General features: G+C 41.2%; 22 protein-coding genes, 7 pseudogenes and 1 riboswitch. Of the genes and pseudogenes, 20 read left to right on the forward strand and 9 right to left on the reverse strand.

Going from position 1 to position 20,864, the window contains the following annotated elements; all coding sequences use genetic code 11:
* Positions 1-185: 185 nt before the first annotated feature.
* A pseudogene (locus tag JCM19055_RS10775) lies at positions 186-1,675 on the forward strand (BCCT family transporter).
* Between the two features lie 68 nt (positions 1,676-1,743).
* Here the strand turns inward: JCM19055_RS10775 and JCM19055_RS10780 are convergent.
* A complete protein-coding gene (locus JCM19055_RS10780; RefSeq protein WP_042359737.1) occupies positions 1,744-2,058 on the reverse strand; it encodes a multidrug efflux SMR transporter in 315 nt (104 codons plus the stop codon).
* A pseudogene (locus JCM19055_RS10785) lies at positions 2,055-2,398 on the reverse strand (multidrug efflux SMR transporter). Before JCM19055_RS10785 ends, JCM19055_RS10780 begins: the two are co-directional and overlap by 4 nt.
* A 101-nt stretch (positions 2,399-2,499) precedes the next feature.
* Here JCM19055_RS10785 and JCM19055_RS10790 point away from each other — a divergent pair.
* The 3 genes and pseudogenes from JCM19055_RS10790 (at position 2,500) to JCM19055_RS30890 (ending at position 5,247) form a co-directional block, all read left to right on the forward strand.
* Positions 2,500-3,078 carry a TetR/AcrR family transcriptional regulator gene (locus tag JCM19055_RS10790; protein ID WP_042359738.1) on the forward strand — a complete coding sequence of 193 codons (579 nt, stop codon included), beginning with the start codon at positions 2,500-2,502 and terminating at the stop codon, positions 3,076-3,078.
* 73 nt (positions 3,079-3,151) lie between these two features.
* A pseudogene (locus tag JCM19055_RS10795) lies at positions 3,152-4,245 on the forward strand (glycosyltransferase).
* A gap of 96 nt (positions 4,246-4,341) precedes the next feature.
* Entirely contained in the window at positions 4,342-5,247 is a 906-nt protein-coding gene (locus JCM19055_RS30890) for a collagen-like protein (RefSeq protein ID WP_052366211.1), read from the forward strand.
* A 41-nt stretch (positions 5,248-5,288) separates the two neighbouring features.
* Here JCM19055_RS30890 and JCM19055_RS10805 read toward each other — a convergent pair.
* Positions 5,289-6,471: pseudogene (locus tag JCM19055_RS10805) on the reverse strand (PLP-dependent aspartate aminotransferase family protein).
* Between the two features lie 180 nt (positions 6,472-6,651).
* On the opposite strand from JCM19055_RS10805, the gene JCM19055_RS10810 reads away from it, so the two are divergent.
* From JCM19055_RS10810 to JCM19055_RS10845, 13 genes are all read left to right on the forward strand, one after another.
* Positions 6,652-6,855, forward strand: a complete 204-nt coding sequence (locus tag JCM19055_RS10810; RefSeq protein ID WP_370543081.1) for an HU family DNA-binding protein — start codon at positions 6,652-6,654, stop codon at positions 6,853-6,855.
* Between the two features lie 140 nt (positions 6,856-6,995).
* Positions 6,996-7,142, forward strand: coding sequence for a Fur-regulated basic protein FbpA (locus JCM19055_RS25430; protein ID WP_081833621.1), 147 nt, complete (start codon positions 6,996-6,998; stop codon positions 7,140-7,142).
* 131 nt (positions 7,143-7,273) lie between these two features.
* The gene (locus JCM19055_RS10815; RefSeq protein WP_193745393.1) at positions 7,274-7,657 is read left to right on the forward strand and encodes a bifunctional 2-polyprenyl-6-hydroxyphenol methylase/3-demethylubiquinol 3-O-methyltransferase UbiG; all 384 of its coding nucleotides are present in this window, start codon (positions 7,274-7,276) and stop codon (positions 7,655-7,657) included.
* Between the two features lie 115 nt (positions 7,658-7,772).
* Positions 7,773-7,952 carry a hypothetical protein gene (locus JCM19055_RS23620; RefSeq protein ID WP_265182030.1) on the forward strand — a complete coding sequence of 60 codons (180 nt, stop codon included), beginning with the start codon at positions 7,773-7,775 and terminating at the stop codon, positions 7,950-7,952.
* 59 nt (positions 7,953-8,011) lie between these two features.
* Complete coding sequence (locus JCM19055_RS23625) at positions 8,012-8,347, forward strand: glycosyltransferase family 2 protein (RefSeq protein ID WP_052366214.1); 336 nt, start codon at positions 8,012-8,014, stop codon at positions 8,345-8,347.
* A 5-nt stretch (positions 8,348-8,352) separates the two neighbouring features.
* The gene (locus JCM19055_RS23630; RefSeq protein ID WP_152549841.1) at positions 8,353-8,607 is read left to right on the forward strand and encodes a glycosyltransferase family 2 protein; all 255 of its coding nucleotides are present in this window, start codon (positions 8,353-8,355) and stop codon (positions 8,605-8,607) included.
* Entirely contained in the window at positions 8,583-9,023 is a 441-nt protein-coding gene (locus tag JCM19055_RS23635; protein ID WP_052366216.1) for a class I SAM-dependent methyltransferase, read from the forward strand. Before JCM19055_RS23630 ends, JCM19055_RS23635 begins: the two co-directional genes overlap by 25 nt.
* Before the next feature lie 143 nt (positions 9,024-9,166).
* Positions 9,167-9,403 (forward strand): hypothetical protein, encoded by a 237-nt coding sequence (locus JCM19055_RS23640; RefSeq protein ID WP_052366217.1) that lies wholly within the window; start codon positions 9,167-9,169, stop codon positions 9,401-9,403.
* Between the two features lie 4 nt (positions 9,404-9,407).
* Positions 9,408-10,286: a glucose-1-phosphate thymidylyltransferase RfbA gene (gene rfbA, locus JCM19055_RS10825; RefSeq protein ID WP_042359739.1), complete on the forward strand. Its 879-nt coding sequence runs from the start codon at positions 9,408-9,410 to the stop codon at positions 10,284-10,286.
* A gap of 2 nt (positions 10,287-10,288) precedes the next feature.
* Positions 10,289-11,248 (forward strand): dTDP-glucose 4,6-dehydratase, encoded by a 960-nt coding sequence (gene rfbB / locus JCM19055_RS10830; protein ID WP_042359740.1) that lies wholly within the window; start codon positions 10,289-10,291, stop codon positions 11,246-11,248.
* Positions 11,245-12,111 carry a dTDP-4-dehydrorhamnose reductase gene (rfbD, locus tag JCM19055_RS10835; protein ID WP_042359741.1) on the forward strand — a complete coding sequence of 289 codons (867 nt, stop codon included), beginning with the start codon at positions 11,245-11,247 and terminating at the stop codon, positions 12,109-12,111. Before rfbB ends, rfbD begins: the two co-directional genes overlap by 4 nt.
* Positions 12,112-12,143: 32 nt before the next feature.
* Positions 12,144-12,338, forward strand: a complete 195-nt coding sequence (locus JCM19055_RS10840) for a YwbE family protein (protein WP_042359742.1) — start codon at positions 12,144-12,146, stop codon at positions 12,336-12,338.
* A 175-nt stretch (positions 12,339-12,513) separates the two neighbouring features.
* Positions 12,514-13,371, forward strand: a complete 858-nt coding sequence (locus JCM19055_RS10845; RefSeq protein ID WP_042359743.1) for a LysR family transcriptional regulator — start codon at positions 12,514-12,516, stop codon at positions 13,369-13,371.
* Between the two features lie 44 nt (positions 13,372-13,415).
* Here the strand turns inward: JCM19055_RS10845 and JCM19055_RS10850 are convergent, their stop codons facing one another.
* Together JCM19055_RS10850 and thiT are read right to left on the reverse strand one after the other, a co-directional pair.
* Complete coding sequence (locus tag JCM19055_RS10850; RefSeq protein ID WP_042359744.1) at positions 13,416-14,162, reverse strand: polysaccharide deacetylase family protein; 747 nt, start codon at positions 14,160-14,162, stop codon at positions 13,416-13,418.
* Between the two features lie 97 nt (positions 14,163-14,259).
* Positions 14,260-14,816 (reverse strand): annotated as a pseudogene (gene thiT / locus JCM19055_RS31635) (energy-coupled thiamine transporter ThiT).
* Between the two features lie 91 nt (positions 14,817-14,907).
* Positions 14,908-15,011, reverse strand: a riboswitch (TPP riboswitch).
* Positions 15,012-15,285: 274 nt separating this feature from the next.
* Between thiT and JCM19055_RS23650 the strand changes: the two are divergent.
* From JCM19055_RS23650 to JCM19055_RS10870, 3 genes and pseudogenes are all read left to right on the forward strand, one after another.
* On the forward strand, positions 15,286-15,621 hold the full coding sequence (locus JCM19055_RS23650) for a GNAT family N-acetyltransferase (protein ID WP_081833622.1): 336 nt from the start codon (positions 15,286-15,288) through the stop codon (positions 15,619-15,621).
* An 86-nt stretch (positions 15,622-15,707) separates the two neighbouring features.
* Positions 15,708-17,515 (forward strand): annotated as a pseudogene (gene ade / locus JCM19055_RS10865) (adenine deaminase).
* A gap of 26 nt (positions 17,516-17,541) precedes the next feature.
* Positions 17,542-17,778 carry an SE1832 family protein gene (locus JCM19055_RS10870; protein WP_265182032.1) on the forward strand — a complete coding sequence of 79 codons (237 nt, stop codon included), beginning with the start codon at positions 17,542-17,544 and terminating at the stop codon, positions 17,776-17,778.
* A gap of 90 nt (positions 17,779-17,868) precedes the next feature.
* On the opposite strand, the pseudogene JCM19055_RS10875 reads toward JCM19055_RS10870, so the two are convergent.
* From JCM19055_RS10875 to JCM19055_RS10890, 4 genes and pseudogenes are all read right to left on the reverse strand, one after another.
* Positions 17,869-18,976, reverse strand: a pseudogene (locus JCM19055_RS10875) (ABC transporter ATP-binding protein).
* Positions 18,977-19,132: 156 nt separating this feature from the next.
* Entirely contained in the window at positions 19,133-19,996 is an 864-nt protein-coding gene (locus tag JCM19055_RS23655; RefSeq protein ID WP_052366220.1) for a Cof-type HAD-IIB family hydrolase, read from the reverse strand.
* A 9-nt stretch (positions 19,997-20,005) separates the two neighbouring features.
* Positions 20,006-20,458 carry an STAS domain-containing protein gene (locus tag JCM19055_RS10885; protein WP_052366221.1) on the reverse strand — a complete coding sequence of 151 codons (453 nt, stop codon included), beginning with the start codon at positions 20,456-20,458 and terminating at the stop codon, positions 20,006-20,008.
* A 60-nt stretch (positions 20,459-20,518) separates the two neighbouring features.
* Entirely contained in the window at positions 20,519-20,857 is a 339-nt protein-coding gene (locus JCM19055_RS10890; RefSeq protein ID WP_042359746.1) for a hypothetical protein, read from the reverse strand.
* Positions 20,858-20,864 lie beyond the last annotated feature (7 nt).

A 20,864-nucleotide genomic window follows, 5' to 3' on the forward strand; every position in this document is an offset into this window, starting at 1 on the left:
GAGCATTTTATCAATTTCTTCAGAAGTTTATATTGAAATCATCATCGTTCCTCCCTACACCGTTTTTGTATCGTATGTAAGTAAGTGAACAGATGCTCTTTGACTTTTATTTGCTCATAGGAAAGAAGAGTTGTGGAAAGAATAAGAAGAGCATTCAACTAGAAGAGAGGCAAAAAATGAATCGATTGAAACGAATCGACAGCGTATTTATTATTTCTGGAATCATTATCTTAGTACTCGTACTGATTGGTTCAATAATTCCTGATCAGTTAGAAGAATGGACGGCTACAGCGCAGACTTTTATTAGCAATACGTTTGGCTGGTATTATCTTATTCTCGTTACACTGTTTTTAATTGTCACATTGTACTTAATGTTTGGTCCGATGGCGAAGATGAAGCTCGGTAAACCAGATGAGAAGCCAGAATTTAGTCGAGTTTCTTGGCTTGCGATGTTGTTTAGTGCAGGGATGGGAGTAGGACTTGTATTCTTCGGAGCTGCTGAACCGATGAGTCATTATGCTATTCATGCACCAATTGGAGATGTAGGAACTGGAACAGACGAAGCAGTTAGCAATGCAATCTTGTTTACAGTCTTTCACTGGGGCTTACATGGTTGGGCAGTGTACTGTATTTTGGCGTTATCACTCGCTTACTTTAACTTCCGCCACGACCGTCCAGGGTTAATTAGCTCAACATTACACCCGATCTTCGGTGATAAAATTTACGGACCGATTGGAAAAGCAACAGATATTATTGCTGTTTTAGCAACGGTAACTGGTGTAGCAACAACGATTGGTCTTGGAGCCACTCAAATTAACGGTGGTTTAGCGTACGTCTTTGATTGGGATATGAACTTTTGGCTTCAAGTTGGAATTGTTGCCATTGTAACTGTCTTGTTTTTGATTTCAGCTTGGTCTGGTCTTGACAAAGGCATTAAGCTACTTAGTAATCTCAACATGAGTGTTATCGGTGTTGTGTTTATTTTGTTACTTGCTGCGGGTCCGACGATGTATGTACTTAACCTTTTTACGAATACAATCGGGATGTATTTACAAAACTTACCGCAACTAAGTTTTCGAATTGCACCGAACAATGTTGAAGACCGCCAGTGGGTAAATGATTGGACGTTGTTCTATTGGGCATGGTGGATCGCTTGGGCACCATTTGTTGGTATCTTTATCGCTCGAGTTTCAAGGGGACGAACGATTCGTGAATTTGTTACCGCAGTTCTGCTCGTTCCGACTGTGATTGTATTTATTTGGTTCTCAGTGTTTGGTGGAGCGGCAATTGCTCTTGAACACGAAGGAACAGCGGTAATTTCTGACTACATTACAGAACAGATGTTGTTTGCCACCTTTGATAATTATGGGCTAGGTATGCTGATGTCTATTTTGGTTATCTTTGCTCTCGTTGTGTTCTTAGTAACTTCAGCAGACTCTGCGACTTTTGTTCTTGGAATGCTGACAACGAATGGTTCCAACAATCCTCCAAACCGCTTGAAGATTATCTGGGGTGTATTGTTATCGGCAACCGCACTCGTACTTTTGTATTCCGGGGGCTTACAAGCCTTACAGAATACATTAATTGTCGCCGCTTGCCATTCTCAGTGATTATGCTTTTAATGATGATTGGCTTAATAATGGTAATGACGAAAGAAGCGAAAAAAATTGCGTAAGACGAAATCGTAATAAAAAGAAGACGTTCAAGTATATGAACGTCTTCTTTCATTATATGACCATGAACTTAAGACACAATTCGAAGACCGATAACTGCAACAACAACGATTCCGATGAAAACGATCCGCAGTCGATCTTTGGATTCATTGTAGAACATCATTCCAACTAATGCACTTCCAACCGTGCCAATCCCGGTCCAAACAGCATAAGCGACACCGAGAGGGATTTCTTCCATCGCCATTCCGAGTAACGAAAAGCTAATGGCAAAACCGAGAATAAGAACGAGGAACCCTTTTTTGCGTTCGCCTTTTGTAATCATTTGAATGCCGGTAACACCAACCACTTCAAACAACCCGGCTATAATCAAGAAGGTCCAACTCATCGTTTTACCTCCTCTTCTTCGTCAATAGTTCCTGTTACAACCTTTAAACCAATAACACCAACGAGTAATAAAGCAATAAAGACGAGCATCCAAAGATTAAACGGAGCGCTAAAAAAAACAGCAAATCAACAGCAACCGTTCCGACAGTTCCTAAGGCAACAAAGATTGCGTATACTGTACTTGTCGGTAATGACGTTGCTGCGCGTACAAGTAACCAAAAACTAATGACAATTGCAATGACGGTTAATGACCACGTACCGAAGCTGTCTGCGTATTTTAAGCCAGTTGCCCAACCAACTTCAAAGAATGCAGCAATAATTACGAGCCACCATTTGTTCATCGTGTTCACCTCAAAGCGTAGAACTTACCATATATTTACTAACTAACGATAGTTAGTTTATCATCTCAATTAATGAAATTCAATGGAAAGGCCTGGTGTATATGTCAACGAAAGAGCGAATTGTATATGAGGCGATGCGGGCGTTTGCTTCTAAAGGTTATGAAGGGACGACGCTTGCAGAAATTGCAGCAAACGTAGGAATTAAGAAACCGTCTCTTTATAATCATTTTAAGAATAAAGACGAATTGTATTTAGTTGTTGCTGAAAAAGTGATGAACGAGTTAATTGAAGAATTACGTAAAAGCATTGAGACATATACTCATCAAGACCTAGAACAGCACATCCGACAATCACTAGAGCAAAGTTGTGAGTTTATTATTAAAAAACATGAGGGGATGATGTATAAACGGTTTATGATTTTTCCTCCGGTCGCCATTCACAAAGAAGTGAAGGCAATTGTTCGTGATGGTGATGAGCGCATGAATGCACAATTAGTGACATTGTATAACCGGGGTATTGAGGAGAATCAGTTTCATCACCTATCAAAAGAGCAATTTATTGCAAGCTACTTTTGCCTTCTTGATGGTTTGTTTACAGAGAGTTTTATTTATGAGGAAAGAGATTTCAAGCAACGGTTTAATCATGCCTGGGATGTTTTTTGGCGGGGAGTTTGTTATTAGGCACAAGCACAGGTTTGTTGTTTTTACATAGGATGCCACAAATACCTTTCTTTTTGGGAGGAGTGGCACGAAGATGGCTGAGATTAGTTTATGTTTAATCGTAAAAGATGAAGAAGAGGTTCTTGATGGTTGCTTATCGTCTGTGAAAGATTACATGGATGAAATTATTATTGTAGACACAGGATCAACAGATCGTACGAAAGAGATTGCAAAAAAGTATACAGACAAGATTTATGACTTCGAATGGGTGAATCATTTTGCAAAAGCCAGGAACTACGCATTCGACCAAGCAACAAAACCATTTATTATGTGGTTAGATGCCGATGATATGCTCAGTAAAGACGAGCAAAAAAAGCTAAAAAAACTAAAAAGTGAGCTTAACGAGTCGATTGATGCAGTATCAATGAAATACCATTTATCATTTGATTCAAACGGCGAACCGATGTTTACGTACCGTCGCCATCGAATTGTGAAAAAAGCTTGTGGGTTTAAATGGGAAGGCGCTGTTCACGAGTTTTTACAAGTAGGTGGAAACATCCTCACCTCTGATGTCGCAGTGTTTCATCGTAAAGAAGTCAAAACGAAACCGACGAATTCAAATCGTAACTTAGAGATCTATGAACAAATGTTGCTAATGAAGAGCCGTTTACGCCGAGGGATACATTTTATTATGCCAATGAACTTAGAGAAAAAGGAAGGCATCAAGATGCGATTGAACGGTATGAGCAGTTTTTACAAACGAAACAAGGTTGGGTAGAAGATGAGATTCGTGCTTGCCAAGCGATGACTCATTCTTATTTGGCGTTAGGAGAATCAGAAAAGGCGTTGGAACAGTCTCTTAGAACGTTGAAATATAAAGAGCCTAGGCCAGAAAGCTGTTGCATGATTGGCAATTACTTTCAAGAAAAACAAGACTTTGAAACATCGCTATTTTGGTATCAGCTCGCGGTACAATCACGAGAAGGTGACCAGTTAAATTTCGTAAACCATGCGTATTCAACATGGTATCCACATTTGCAATTGTGCGTTTGTTATTTCCGACTCGGAGATCTAGAAAAGTCCAAAATTGCTAACGAAAAAGCAGCAGAAACGATGCCAGATCACGAGAGTGTGCTGTATAACCGCAAAATATTTAATGAACTAGAACAATCGGAACAACAAGGATGACCCAAGTCGAACATAAATAGGTATATGAGGGTACCGGCTTGCCTCCATTTGAATAGGATGAATCGAGATCGCATCTTACTCAATGGAGGTGGAATCATGACTTTTGGAAATCCATTTAATAATAGAGGTTTTCGCGGAATTAGAATTAACAACAACTTAATTAACGGACCTGGATTTGTTGGTGGAGGCACAATCCCGACATTCCCAACGTTTCCAACATCGCCAACATTCCCGACATCACCAACGCAACCAACACAGCCAACACAGCCAACATTCCCGACAGGTATTACAGGTATCACAGGCATCACTGGTGTAACAGGTGTTACCGGCCCAACAGGTCCAATTGGTCCAACTGGAGCAACAGGAGAACCTGGTCCAACAGGAGCAACGGGTGAAGTTGGTCCAACCGGAGCAACAGGGGACATCGGTCCAACTGGAGCGACAGGGGACGCAGGTCCGACCGGAGCAACAGGGAGACATTGGTCCAACCGGAGCAACAGGAGACATCGGTCCAACGGAGTGACAGGAGACATTGGTCCAACTGGAGCGACAGGGGTAACAGGAGACATTGGTCCAACAGGTCCAACAGGTGGAGTAGCACCTACTGAAACCTTTGGTTTTGCTGCGAATACAGCAGCTCCTACGATCGCTGTTATTCTTGGAGGTACAGATGTTCCATTACCTGACGGTCAAAGTCTGAGCAATGTTACAGTTAGTGGTGACAATGAGACGTTTACAATTACTGAGACGGGTAACTATTTAGTTAGTTACAGCTTACGTTATACAGTTGGATTGCTGTTAAGCTCTCAAATTACCGTTAACGGTACAGGTGTTCCTCAATCCGCAGTTGAACCAACAGTTGCACTTACAGAAGCAGCTGCAGATGTAATTATTCCTTTAGCTGCAGGAGATACAGTATCATTGCAATTGTTTGGTTTAGTTGGAGCAGCAGTACTACAAGGTGGTCAAGGTGCAAGTCTGACCATTGTCCGCTTAAGTTAAGTGAAATCCCCTTGTTCATCATGAACAAGGGGATTTTTTTATCAAGATAATTTTTGAAGTGCTTGGCGAAGATCCTTCCATATATCAGCATAATGTTCAAGTCCAACAGAAAGACGGAGCAGCGAATCGGTAATCCCCATGCGATTACGATCTTTCAGTGCGATACTTGCGTGCGTCGTGGAAGCTGGGTGTGAAATGAGTGTCTCAGCATCACCAAGACTGACAGCGAGTGGATCATGGTAAGTTCATTTAAAAACGCAAAAACATCATCTTTAGTGCCATCGATATGGAAGCTAATCATACCACCACTGTTCTTCATCTGGGTGCGGGCTAACTCATAATCGGAAAAAGAGGGGTCACCTGGAAATAACACGGTTTTTACCTTTGGGTGTTCCGCTAATCGCCTTGCAATTTTCTTAGCGTTGGCACAGTGACGATCCATACGAATGGCAAGGGTTTTCATACCGCGAAGAAGCAACCACGCATCAAATGGGCTGAGTACAGCTCCAATATTTTTTTTGTGCGTACGAGCGAATATCCTTCACTAATTCATGAGAACCAGCAACAACACCTGCTATGACATCACCGTGACCACCAATGTATTTCGTTGCACTATGAATAACAAGGTCGGCACCCAACGTCAACGGTTGCTGAAGATAAGGGGTAGCGAAGGTATTATCAACTGCGAGTAATAAATCATGTTTTTTTTGCAAAAGCTGAAACAGCCGTAATGCTGGACATTTTCATCGTAGGGTTAATCGGTGTTTCAAGTAACACTAATGTTGTTTTCTTTTTTTAGTTTAGTTTCAACGTGTTCGAGATCGTTAAAGTCTACATACGTAAACGAAATCTTATACCGTTCTTTCATTTGTTTTAATAAGCTGTACGTCGCCCCATAGATGCCGTCAGAAGCAAGAATATGCTCCCCGGATTTTACGTGAGTAAAAAGTACAGCAGAAATTGCAGCCATGCCTGATGAGAATGCTAAGGCGCACTCTGCTTGTTCAGCAATGGCAATTCGTTCTTCAAATTGTGTGACTGTTGGGTTTCCCATTCGCGTATACACATATCCTGAATCAAGACCTGCGAAACGGCTTCGCCAATTTCAGCTTGATCAAAGGAGAACGTACTCGTTTGATAAAGAGGCGAGGTCAAGCTTCCGAAAGGGTCATGATTTTGATCGCGACCACCATGAATATACGAAGTTTCTTTTCGATCATTCAAAAGATAACCTCCTAAAATAAATGAAAGAATTAGCTCCTCGATGTATAAATGACAGTTTAGGTTGTAAAACTAAGAATACATTGGAAAAAAATTGAGGAGGCAGGAAAATGAATAAAGCTGATTTGATTCGTGTTGTAGCAGAAAAAAAGTGAGTTAACGAAAAAGCAAAGTGAAACGGCCGTGAATGCTATTTTTGAGACGATTACGGAAAACTTACAAAATGGAGAACGTGTACAGTTAATTGGCTTTGGACAATTTGAAACTCGGAAACGTGATGCAAGAAAGGTACGCAACCCTCGCACTGGTGAAGAGATTGAAGTGAAAGCGAGCATGTCTCCTGCTTTTAAACCAGGGAAGCGACTAAAACAAGCTGTAAATGTATGAGGTAATACAATAGCCTACGCAACCCAGCCTTGCATTGTTCTTCAATTTCGTGTTTGATTTTCCAACTTCTAGGGTATAGATAACTAACCCAATACGCCCTCAAGTCCATAGAGAATATATACGGAAAGGGTCGAACACGAATGACACAGTTTGATCAAGGAATGAACAAAGACTTCCTTATGAAGGAATTGTTAGAGTTGGAAGTGTATAAGGTTGATGGGAAGCAACTTTACGAGCTAACAACGGAACAATTAGATGCTGCATATAAACAACATTTAAGTATATAAAAGCTTGAAGACGAACTACGGTCTTCAAGCTTTTTTTCGTTGAAAAAAAGTTCTACATATGTACAACTTGTCACTACATACGCTAAAGATGGTAAGCATTTGCACAAAAGTGTGGCGAGGAGGCGTGAGTGGTGAGTGATTTTTATAATCAAAAAGACGAAACGTATTATCAGTCTTACAATACAGTGCTTGTAAATTTAATTCCTGAACAGGCAAAACGAATTGTTGATATTGGATGTTCATCAGGTAGGTTAGGGGAAGTGTTAAAAGAACGGAATGGCGCCTATGTTACAGGAATCGAGGCATTTAAGGAAGCCGCTACGAAAGCAAAAAAAGTACTTGATCGTGTTCATTATGGAAACATCGAAGATGAAGCGTGGCCGTATCCAGATGAAACCTTTGATGTCGTTGTTTTTGGCGATGTTCTTGAACATTTAGTCGACCCATGGGCTGTGTTACGTAAAGTTCATCCTTTTTTTAGAAGAAGGTGGAGTCGTATGTGCAAGTATTCCTAACATTAATCACGTCTCCATTATTGAAGAATTGTTAAGGGGAAACTTTACGTATACGAAAATGGGGTTAATGGATCAAACCCATATGCGTTTCTTTACTGTAAATGAGATTCATAAAATGTTTGTTGAGAATGGCTTTGAATTTGAAGCTTTTCAATACATTCCTCTCGTTCAAGGGAATCAAGTTCAATTGTTAGAACGTTTAAAAGCAGTCGGTTCAGAGTTTGGAATCGACACAACAACGCTCGTTGAACGGGGAAGTGCATACCAATATGTTATGCGTGCGAGAAAAATATAATGTAGATGGTTTCACGTTCATGGGCACCTCACATAAGAATAACAAACGGAGGTGTTTAAATGATTACGAGCATTGTTGTGCTTACGTACAATGAACTTGATAAAACGAAGCAATGCATTGATAGTCTTTATAAACATACGAAGCGAGACGATTATGAATTGATCATCGTAGATAACGGTTCGAGCGATGGAACAAAAGCATACATTCAATCGTTGTCGGACGTTATTTTTATTGATAATGAGAAGAACCAAGGGTTTGCAAAAGGGTGCAATCAAGGGTTGAATGTCGCCACTGGGGCCGATGTTTTGTTTTTGAACAATGATACGGTGTTAACTCCGAACTGGTTAGAGCCGTTGCGAAAAGCCTTGCATGAGACAGATCAAGTAGCATGGTAGGACCGATGAGCAATTATGTGTCTGGGGCACAGTGGACCAGTGTTGATTATGAATCGATTGATGAACTGGATGAATTTTCGATCAGACATTGCAACCAATACAAAGGAGAGACGAAGCGTGTTCTCCGGCTCGTTGGCTTCTGTTTGCTCGTTAAAAAGCAACTGCTTGACGAAATTGGAGGATTTGATGAGCGTTATACGATGGGTCATTTGAAGATGATGATTTATCCACGCAAATGTTTACGAAAGGATATGAATTAAAGATTGTTCAAGACTCGTTCGTACATCACCACGGTCATGCGACGTTTCAAGCGAATCAAGATATTGATATTTATGATTTGTATATTCGAAACAAACAAACGTTTATCGATAAATGGGGAGCGGATATTACGACGTTCATGTTCCCAAGAATTGAACTCGTTAATTTGATTGCACCAAACAGTCGCAAGGTGCTTGAAATCGGTTGTGGTGCAGGCGCAACAGGGCTTGATTATCGCAACCGTAATCATGATGTTGTGATTCATGGAATAGAAGAACGTGAAATGATCGGTAAGATGGCACAAAGCCATTTCGATTATGTGCAACTTCCAGACAGTTACGACCAAATTGACTTTACACAACTATCTTCTGAATATGATTCTGTTGTGTTGCATAACGTCCTTGAAAAAAATTGTTGATCCGTGGACATTTATTGACCAGGTCAGTCAGATTCTAAAGCCTGGTGGTGTACTTGTTTGTAGCGTACCAAATGTATGCCACGGGGAAGTTATGATGCAAATGTTACAAGGCCAATGGACGTATGCACAGTCAGGAGTACTTGATGCACAGCATGTGCGATTTTTTTACTCCATACAGCGTAGATCAATTGTTTGCTGATAAGCCATTTCAATTGCAGCTAAAGACGTATACACAACTCGACCAAGATGAGCGAACGAACTTGTTTTTACAAGACGTCGAAGAAGCGGGTAGAAAGCATGGGTTTCAGCTCGGCCAGTTAACTTCATTTGCAAAAATGCATCAAGTCATTTTCCAACTTAAACGAACAGGGGGAGAGTGAGGCGATGAAGGGAATTATTTTAGCTGGGGGAGACGGTACACGACTTTATCCACTTACCCGTGTTGTTTCGAAACAATTGCTGCCTGTTTACGATAAGCCGATGATTTATTATCCGTTGTCGGTGTTCATGCTCGCAGATATTCGTGAAATCTTAATTATAAGTACTCCACAAGATACACCAAGGTTTGAACAGATGCTTGGGGACGGTTCTTCAATTGGATTAAACATTACGTACAAAGTGCAAGAAGCACCAAAAGGAATTGCTGAGGCGCTCATTTTAGGAGAGTCATTTATTGATGGTGATTCTGTAGCGTTAATTCTTGGAGATAACATCTTTTATGGAAGTCAGTTTTCTAGTGTTGTTCAACGCGCATCTAAGTTAAAGGAAGGTGCGATTGTTTTTGGCTATCCAGTAAAACGACCAGAGCGCTTTGGGGTAGTCGAAATCGACCAGATGGGCAAAGCGGTTTCGCTTGAAGAGAAGCCTGAACAACCAAAATCTTCGATTGCCGTCACAGGGTTGTATTTTTACGATCAACAGGCCGTTCAATATGCAAAAGACATTACTCCATCTGCACGTGGTGAATTAGAGATTACAGCAGTGAATCAGCGATATCTAGATGAGGGCAAGTTGCATGTTGAACAATTAGGGCGAGGGTTTGCTTGGTTGGACACAGGAACACACCAATCGCTGCTGGATGCATCGTCTTTCATTGAAACGATTGAAGAACGACAAAGTCTTAAGGTTGCATGTATTGAAGAGATTGCTTATCGAAAATCGTTCATTTCCAAAGAACAATTAAGGCGACTGGCAGAACCGTTAAAGAAAAACGCGTATGGTCAGTATTTGCTCTCAATTATTGATAACGAACGAGGAGGGTGAGTATGAACGTTCTAGTTACTGGTGGAGCGGGTTTTATCGGCAGTCACTTTATTCTTCATGCTTTAGAAGAAGACCCTTCAATTACGATCGTGAATGTGGATCGGCTAACGTATGCTGCAGACCTCTCTTACCTTCAAGAAGTAGAGAAAGAAGGTCGATATCTGTTCGTTCAAGCGGACATTTGTGATCATGACACGATGCTTCAGCTGGTTTACGATCATCACATTGAAGCGATCGTGAACTTCGCTGCAGAATCACACGTTGACAGAAGTATCCAAGATAGTGCTCCGTTTTTACGTACGAACATTGCAGGTACCCATTCATTGCTCGAAGTGGCAAGAAAATGTGGCGGCATCCGCTATGTGCAAATATCAACAGATGAAGTGTACGGATCACTATCTTTTGATGATTTGAAGCTGTTTACTGAACAATCCGTGTTGCAACCGAACAATCCTTATTCGGCAAGTAAGGCAGGAGCTGATTTACTCGTACGGTCGTATTATGAGACGCACGGATTACCGGTGAATATTACACGTTGTTCGAACAATTATGGTCCTCATCAACACGGAGAGAAATTGTTGCCAACGTTAATCGAGCGTTCGAACAGACAACTGTCGTTACCGATTTATGGGGACGGTAAAAACATACGTGATTGGTTATACGTAAAAGATCATGTTCGAGCCATTTTACTCGTTCTTCAAAAAGGGACGATTGGGGACGTGTACAATATTGGCGGTACGAATGAATGGACGAATAATGAAGTGGCAAAACATGTTCTAGACTATTTTGGCTTGCCTCATTCGAACATCTCTTATGTGTCAGATCGGCCTGGTCATGATCAAAGGTATGCAATTGATGCATCTAAGATTCAACAACAGTTAGGGTGGCAACCTCAGACAACGTTTGCGCAAGGTCTCATTGAAACCATTGAATGGTACCTTGAAAGAGGGGATAAATCGTGAGTATCCATAAAGTACTCGTGACCGGTGCTGGAGGTCAACTAGGGAACGCACTCGTCAAGCAATTGTTGATTGCAGGCTATAATGTTGTGCCGATGGATCGTAAGCGATGTGATGTTCGGATGCTTGAAGAAGTCTATCAGATCTTCACAAAAGAAAAACCCGACGTAGTCATTCATGCGGCAGCATATACAAACGTCGACGCCGCCGAAGAGAATATAGACGATGCTTATGCCGTGAATACGTATGGCACGAGAAATGTAGCCATTGCTGCAAAAGATGTTGGTGCACGTCTCGTTTACGTCAGTACGGACTTTGTATTTGAAGGGAATCAAACGAAGCCGTATTCAGAGTTTGATCAAACAAATCCACTTACAGTATACGGGCAATCTAAACTCGCCGGTGAGTCAATGGTTGCCCATTTTCATCCTCGTTCTTATACGGTTCGTACGTCGTGGTTATATGGAGAAGATGGCCATCATTTTGTAAGTAAAATCATTCAACGAGCTCGCGAAGTAAATGAGTTGCAAGTCGTCAGTGATGAGATTGGTACGCCGACGTATACGTATGATCTCGCTCGTTTTATTCAACAACTTATGAACACAAAAGCGTACGGAACGTATCATTTTTCAAATCAAGGTAGCTGTTCACGATATGAATGGGCAAATGAAATTATTCAATACACAAAAACAGACGTTCCAGTGCGTCCAATTCAACGTAAAGAGCTTCATATGAAGGGTGTCCCAAGGCCATACTATTCTGTATTAGCTCACCGAGCACTACGTCTAAACGGATTCCCAAAGCCTAGACCGTGGCAAGAGGCGTTAGAGGAATACGTAAACAGGCAACACTCCTCCAATTCATGATACGATATGTGAGTGAAGGAGGAATGAACAACATGGATGGGAAAACGCGCTCAGACGTTACACCTGGTAAAGTTGTGGATATCGTATTGAAAGCTGATCAACGAACAGGCAAGACGACACAAGGGACAGTGAAAGAATTACTTACAAAGTCGAACCATCATCCGCACGGCATTAAAGTACGCTTAACTGATGGACAGGTTGGACGAGTAAAGAAAATTTACGAATGAAAAGAATAAGGCGTTCCTTGAATGAAAAGCTGTGACTAATACGAGGCACGCCTTTATGTATGATTCAACAGAAAGTGAAGGGCAGATTGTTTCAATAGGAGCAACGTATACATATAGATTTGAATGCCGAAATAAACAGTTGGCATCTAGCAGCATCTAAGCGAGGTGACATTCTATGAAAGACCTTCAATTACTCGTCGCGTTGGACGAATACCGCTCTATGCAAAAAGCTGCATCTCACTTGTTCATCTCACAACCTGCGATTAGTCAGCGGTTAAAGACGATCGAGAATGAATGGGGACAAGAGTTGTTTATTCGAACGAGTGCAGGTATTGTACCGACGCCATCGGGCGAGATTGTCATTGCACATGCGAAACTGCAACTTCAAGCGGTTCAAACAACGAAGGATCAACTAGCTATGGTTGATTATCACGTTGCAGGTTCCTTGAAAATAGGCGTCTCATCCGTTGTTGCTCAATATGTATTACCAACCGTACTTGCAGAGTATATGAAAACGTTCCCTGAAGTACGAATCGAAATGCAAACAGGGCTAAGTGAAGACTTATTAAAAGACGTCGTGCATCATCACGTTACGATTGTACGTGGCGATGAGCCTTTAATTGGAATGGCGGTACAACCGTGGTTTACGGAATCGTTAGCACTCGTTTATAAAGAAACGGGAATGTCAGCAACGGAAGTTCTTCAACAAAAGCCGTTCCTATCTTTTCAAACCGAACCAAGCTATCATGTGAATGTTAGAAAAGCAATCTTAAATCAATACAACGTATGGCCAGAGCGAATGCTCGAAGTGAACAACATTGGTACGTGTAAAGCATTAACGTTAGCTGGAGTTGGAGCTGCTGTTTTACCAGCATGTAGTGTGGAAGATTTAGATGAACGGTATCGGGTAGAGCTCATCCCTAACTCAGAGCGCAAGACGTGGGTTGTGTTTGAGAAAGAATATAGACAGTTACCACAAGTTGAAGCGTTCTTAACGATGTTAGAACAACAAAAAGCGAACGATTCTATATGACTCGTTTGCTTTTGTTTAGTCAATGATTTGTAGGTTTACGAACATTACAATCCAATCAGTTCAGAAGGAATGCCTTCATAACCACTATGAAGCAACAGCTCGCTTACAGTAACAAATTCAAAGCCTTCTTTTTCTAATTGATCGAGGATTTTATCGAGTGCTTTTACCGTTTCAGATCGGTTGCCACCTGCATCATGGAACAAGACGATGTCACCTGGATGAGAGCCAGGAGCAACGTTGTTAATGATGTTGGCTACACCTGGGCGTTTCCAATCTCTAGAGTCTTGATGCCATGACCAAATAATCGTCCGGTATCCTTCATCTGCAGCTAATGTGATGAGCCGGTCATCATAATAGCCACCGACTGAGCGGAAGAAAACAGGGCGAATTCCTGTAGCAGCGATAATGGCTTGTTCGGTTTTTTCGAGTTGTTGAAGAAATAGATCATCAGAAATCCCTTGCATACCGACATGCTCATACGTATGATTCCCAATTTCGTGTCCATCTTCGATTCCTCGTTGTAAAAGCTCTGGATACCTTTCTGCATGTTTACCGATTACGAAAAATGTTGCTTTTGCATGATGCTTTTTAAGTACATCCATAATTAACGGTGTGTACAAAGGGTGTGGGCCATCGTCGAATGTAATCGCAATTAATTTTCTTTCACTTGGAACATTCCAGACGATTTCACCAGAGTCTTGCCATTCTTCTTTTGACTTCGCTTGAACGTCATTGAAGCCACTCGTAAACAAAAGAAGCAAACTACACAATGCAAAAAGAATCCTTTTCATAAGCGACTCCTTTCTTTACATCTCAAGCTTATCTTGCCTGATCTTCCTTAAATCATGCGAAAAAAAAGCTACTCATCAACGATGAGTAGCGACAAAATTAAGAAGCAATTGGATTGTCTACTTTAGATGCAGGTAAGGCTTTCTTAAAGAAACTCGGTTGTGCTTTACTAATTAAGAAAATGACTCCAAATGTAATAAGTGTTGCTGGAATAATATAAGATGCGTTATATACGATCGAATAAATCCAAACGTTCCATCCTTCAGGTGTGTAAGCACCAAACCAAATCACCCCTGATATGATGTGCACGAATAGACGCAAGAAGCTTGCTACAAAAAGCCCAACGATTGCCCATTTAATCGCAAGTTCCCCTTTACGATTACGTAGTGTAAACAGTCCTGCAAGTCCAACGACTGCAAAGGCAACGGGGTAATCCAATAGCGCCTGTACAGGGTGGAGAATCGATGAGCGAGAACGAGCTTTAGCGTCCCGACAAGTAATCCGGTTGCTACACCGACTTTAACGCCTCGACGAAATGCCATAACAAAAATCGGTAACATCACAAGTGTTATCGATCCTCCCATTACCCATGGACCGCTAAATTCAATACGATCAAGTATAAGTGCTAATGCAGTCATCAGAGCAATTTCGACCATGATTAATGTTCTTGTTTGCACAAAAATATCCCCTTTCTGTTTTTGCCACAGGGGGATGTAGGTAGACAGGTCCCAATAAAACAAGTGATAAGAAGGACCGTTCCCACTTCCCTACGCTGGTATGATCCAGGTCAGGTTCGAAGAGTTAGGGCAATAAGAGCCCCTCTCAGTCTTGCGACACCTCTAGTGGTTTGATTTACAATTTTCATTTTTATTATAGACTAAAGATACAAAAAAAACCAATATCGTTTTGCTGTGTAGAGCTTTTATAAAGATGAATGATCTTTTTCGTAGAGCACATAATGAGAAGGGACTGTCTAAAATAAATGAACGTACACATTCGAGAAATTAAGCTAGAAGACGTAAAACAGGTCGCGCATGTCCATGTAAGTAGTTGGAAAACGACCTACCCAGGAATCGTGCCTACTTCTTTTCTTAATAGCTTACAAGTAGATGAGAGGGCAACACTATGGAAAGCAGAATTAACGCAGGGATGGAAATGACCTATGTTGCAAGTAATGATCAAAATAATATTATCGGATTCATTTCAATCGGAAGAAGTAAAAACGTTCAAGCACATGCACAAGTTTATGCTTTATACTTATTGGAAGGCGTACAGCGAAAAGGAATTGGTAAGGCATTGATGAAACGAGCGATGGAGGATTTTTATGCACAAGGTTATCAATCGTTTATCGTAGAAGCCTTGTTGAAAACCCATCGATGGCTTTTTATCGTGCATTACGACCGATGCATTATTCGTTATCGACGTTTGTTATTCATAAACGAGAGATTAAAGAATGGGTGATGACATTTTCTGTAGAGCAGGTACGTCAACAACTAGCAACGTAAAACAATTGAAGTTTATTCTATAGATTATGAGGAGGAATAGGAATGTATCAACGCCAGAAGCAAGAAGAGTGCCTTGTCGAGTTAAATCAAACAGCTAGAGGGGAAATGAAAGCAACGCTCGTCATTCAAAATGCAACACTTGTTAGTGTAACGACAGGTGAGCTACTTGAAGGGAGAGATGTTGCTGTTCATCAATCACGAATTGCCTATGTAGGAAAAGACGCTTCACATACGATCGGTGACGATACGCTCGTCATCGATGCGCAAGGAAAATACTTATCTCCAGGGTTTTTAGATGGACATTGTCATATTGAAAGCAGTCAGATTACACCTACGCAGTTTGCGCGTGCCGTCTTATCAAAAGGGACAACGGGTGGATTCTTTGATGCCCATGAGATTACGAATGTACTCGGACTTGAAGGATTAAAGTTAATGCTCGAAGAAGCAAGACAAACGCCAATGGCCGCATACATGCAAGTCGCTTCTTGCGTTCCATCAACAGGTCCGGAGTTTGAGACAAACGGTGCTGAGATTGGACCGAATGAAGTTGCCGAAGCGTTTACGTGGGGAGACGATATGGTTGCACTCGGTGAAGTGATGAACTTCCCAGGCGTTGTGTATGGTGACGAAAAGATGCTCGGTGAAATTCGTGAGACGTTGCGTGCAGGAAAAGTTGCTGACGGTCACTATACGTGGTCTGCAAGTGACGATGTGAAACTGTCCGCTTATGTGAGCACTGGCATTAGTGGTGATCATGAGTGTACCACCGCAGAAGATGTGATTGAACGGATTCGTCTCGGTCAATACGCGAAATTACGTCGAGGTTCTGCATGGCACGATGTGGCAGAAACGATTAAAGCATTCACAGAACATAATATCAATACGAGAAGAATGGTACTCGTCACAGACGACCGAAGTCCAGAATCACTTGTAGATGAAGGTCACATTGACTTTGTAATCCGTCATGCGATTATGCAAGGCGTTCCTCCAGTTATTGCCATTCAAATGGCAACGATTAATACTGCAGAACGATTTGGTTTATCAAATGATGTCGGTGTAATTGCTCCTGGTCGCTATGCTGATATGGTCTTACTCGAAGGCTCTTTAAATGAAATTAATGTTGAAACGACAATTGCAGCAGGTACTGTCGTTGCTAAGAACAATGAAATGGTCGTTGATTTACCAGCATTCGATTGGCCACAATCAGCAATTCAATCAGTAAAGCTTGAGCGCACGGTAGAAGCTAAAGATTTCGAAATTAACGCTCCAGTTAGCGATGGAACCGTGACAGTTCGAACGATTGGCGTACGTGAAAATCACGTAGATACGAAAGAACAGCATGTTGATTTAAACGTTCAAAAAAATAAACTCGTATTGTCCGATGAAGTGTGTAAGATGTCTGTCATTGAACGACATGGTAAAAACGGCAATCAAGGCTCGGGGTTCTGTCCGGTGTTGGATTTAAGCAACCAGTAGCGATGGCAATGACTGTTGCTCACGACTCGCACAACTTGATGGTCATTGGGAATGATGATGAGCTGATGGCAACCGTTGCAAATGAAGTGAGTGCGATGCAAGGAGGAATCGTTGTAAGAACGCATGAACAAGAAACGGTACTTCCTTTACCAGTGGCGGGGTTAATGTCTGATGCACCGTTTGAAGAAGTTGCAGCAAAATCAAAAGAGATTAGTGAACATTTAGCCCAAGCCGGTTGTACGATGAACTACGCATTTATGACATTGTCGCTATTAGCACTTGTCGTCATCCCAGATATTCGTCTTTCAGATAAAGGGCTTGTGCGAATTGGAGAACAAGGGTTTGAAAAAGTATCGTTATTTGTAACGGATTAAGTTTCCTACAATGACATGGGTAGCAATTGTCGTATGCTTGGAAAGATGTTACGTTTAAGGCAGTAATTGAGGTGATCACAATGACAATTGATGAAGCAAAACAGCAGTTACAAATGTTAAAAGCGGATTATGCCCGTGTGCAAGGCGATTTAGAAAAGATCGAATCCATTGGTGGGAATGTTCGACCTGTTACGAGACAACTTAAACAACTTGAAGAAGAGATTCAAGTTGCTCGTCAAACGGTAAATGAATTAGAGCAGTAATAAATAACGTAAATGGAATGAATGTCACCTCGGGGACGTTCGTTCTTAACTAAACAAGCTCGTGCCTATAAACAAAAGGCACGAGCTTGTTTAGTTTTCATAAGAAGGTTGTGTAATTCGTTGTTCGGTCTTGACATCAAAAAAACTGAGCGTGTGCCATATCGACTTTGAATTGAACTTGGTCACCTCGATTAAGGCGATGGGTTGGTTTTACAGTGACTCGTAGCTCTTGTTGTTCGGCTTGTGCATAAATGACGCATTCAGAGCCTGTTAGTTCAATTAGATTTATCTTTGTATGAATGTGGGAAACTGAACGATCAGTCGAATCGACCAAGGACACGTGCTCTGGACGAATGCCGAGTAAGATCTCTTTTCCAATGCAGTGTTGAAGCGAACGATAAATTTCGGTAGGAACTTTAATGAACGTTTCATTGCCTACTTGGAAGTAACCGTTATGCAATTTGCCCTGTACGACATTCATTGACGGTGAACCGATAAAGCTACCAACGAAAATATTGTTTGGACGATGATAAACTTCAGAAGGTGTTCCGATTTGTTGGATAATGCCATCTTTCATTACAACAATTCGACTAGCCATCGTCATCGCTTCTGTTTGGTCATGTGTCACGTAAATAGTCGTTGTCTTTAATTGATGGTGAATTTGCATGATTTCTGAGCGCATTTGTACACGTAATTTAGCATCTAAGTTCGAGAGAGGTTCATCCATTAGGAAAACTTTCGGGTTTCTAACGATTGCGCGACCGAGAGCAACGCGCTGACGTTGGCCTCCAGATAAAGCTCTAGGCTTTCGATTTAAATAATCGTCGAGTCCGAGCAAGTGACTAGCAGAATGTACCCTTTGTTTAATTATATCTTTATTGAATTTTCTTAATTTCAATCCGAATGCAATGTTATCAAACACGTTCATGTGTGGGTATAGAGCATAGTTTTGGAAGACCATAGCGATGTCACGGTCTTTAGGTGGCGCTTCGTTCATTAATAGATTGTCGAGATAAAGCGATCCTTCACTAATAGTTTCGAGTCCTGCAATCATACGTAACGTTGTTGATTTTCCACATCCTGAAGGACCAACAAGAACAATGAATTCTTCATCTTGTACATGTAAATCAAAGTCTTTGACAACAGGGAGATCATTCTCGTAATACTTGTACAAATGTTCTAAGGCGATCTTTGTCATTGTTGATTCCTCCCTTTTATAGAATACATTTAGTGTAATCGTATTTGTGGTAACAACCTAGTTAAAACGATGTAAAGTTCGTAAAGAGAGGCTTACGCGTAGACGGATGAATGTTTCGTCCATAAGAAAAAAACCTGGTCTTAAAAGAGCCAGGTTCTAAGAAAGAATGAAACGTTGAATGGCTTTGGCAACTCCATCTTCATTATGATGAACCGTCGTCTCATCTGTAATGCTTTTGATGTAATCGTCAGCATTTCCCATAGCAATACTAAGGCCAGCAGCCTCAAACATTGGCACATCATTGTAATTGTCACCAATTGCAACGGTATGTTGTTGCTCAATTTTCAAGTGATCAGCCATGAACCGAATACCGCGACCTTTGTCTACATCAGGGGGCATAATTTCAAGGTTGTCTGTACCTGATGTTGTAAATTCGATATGGGGATGGCCTTCCCATGCATTCTTAATATCCTCGAGCTTTTCTGGAAACAGTGATAAAACGAGGAATTTATAAGGAATAAATGAATGCTTAGGAATGTCTTCAGGTGATGGTAATAAATTTAGACCCATCATTTGAATTTGACGATCGGCTTGTGTACGAATCGCTTGCTTAAGCTTCGTTGCATCTGAGTGAGACTCACCATATGCTTCAAGGTCATTCAAAAAGAACTGATACGCATCTTTCGTAGCATAATGACCTTCAGATGTTCCTAAGTGAAAGTAGAATTCATGATCATTAAGCCAATGAGCAACTTTCGTTGCAGTTGGAACATCCATACTAAAACGTTCAAGAATATTTCCATCTTTGTCAGCGATCACAGCACCATTCCCACAAACAAAGCCATCTGCGGCAATGCCTGCATCAGCGACAATATTCATTGCATCTGTCAAACTTCTACCCGTTGAAATGACAAACTTATGGTCTTTCTGAAGTTCCTTAATTGTCTCTGAAGTCGTTTCCGAAATGTGTCGATCAGAGTGAAGCAGCGTTCCATCCATATCAATAGCTACCATTTTCATTGACTTCACCTACTTATCTTGATGTCGGTTCTCTTCTAAATTGTAACGGTTTTCGTCAGATTTTGCAGGCTCTATGGATTGAAGGGCTTGTTCAAGTGTTAAGTAAGTACGTGTGTTTTTGAACCGAATACCAAGGCGTACGATGGTTTGTGAAAGCTCAGGGCGCATTCCAGACAGTACGACTTTGATGCCGAGTAGGCGTAAGGCTTGTATAAGATTCGATAAATGTTGTGCGAACCAAGTATTTATGGAGTTAATTCCTGATAGGTCAATAACAATGCAAGTTAAGCTTAATTCGGTCGCTCGATTTAAAGTTTGGTTTTGTAAGTAAGTAGATCGTTCATCGTCAAGATCACCGATAATCGGCAGAACGGCAACCCCTTTCCAAACTGGAACGAGAGGGATTGAAACGGCATACATTTCTTTTCGAGTAAGTTCAATCGTCTGAACTTGAAAACTCATGTATTGACGGCATACGTTTTCAAATAGTTCTTCCCATCTAGATGCAACATCAATGATCAGTCAAACGCTTGCTTCGAAGATAGAATATTCATTTCGACTTTTTTTTACGAGCAATTGTTGAAAGGCAGTCCGAAAAGAACGGAATAATAATAACAAGTGATCTGATGTAAATCGTTTACCTATACAGAAGTTCACGAATTGGCTTGACCATTGATCAAGGTCGATAGAAGTTGAGCCTATTATAATGTTGAACCAGTCTGTGGCGTACGGTTTAATTAAATCCCGAAACTCATCAAGGTCTCCTTGGTTATGTGAATGGAATTCATGTAACGTATCCTCGTACCATTCATCTAAATGGTCACGTAACGTAGTTAATAAATACTTTGATTGGTCTTCCAAGATGTCT

The sequence above is a fragment of the Geomicrobium sp. JCM 19055 genome (genome assembly GCF_000698185.1).
Lineage (GTDB): Bacteria > Bacillota > Bacilli > Bacillales > Marinococcaceae > Geomicrobium_A > Geomicrobium_A sediminis.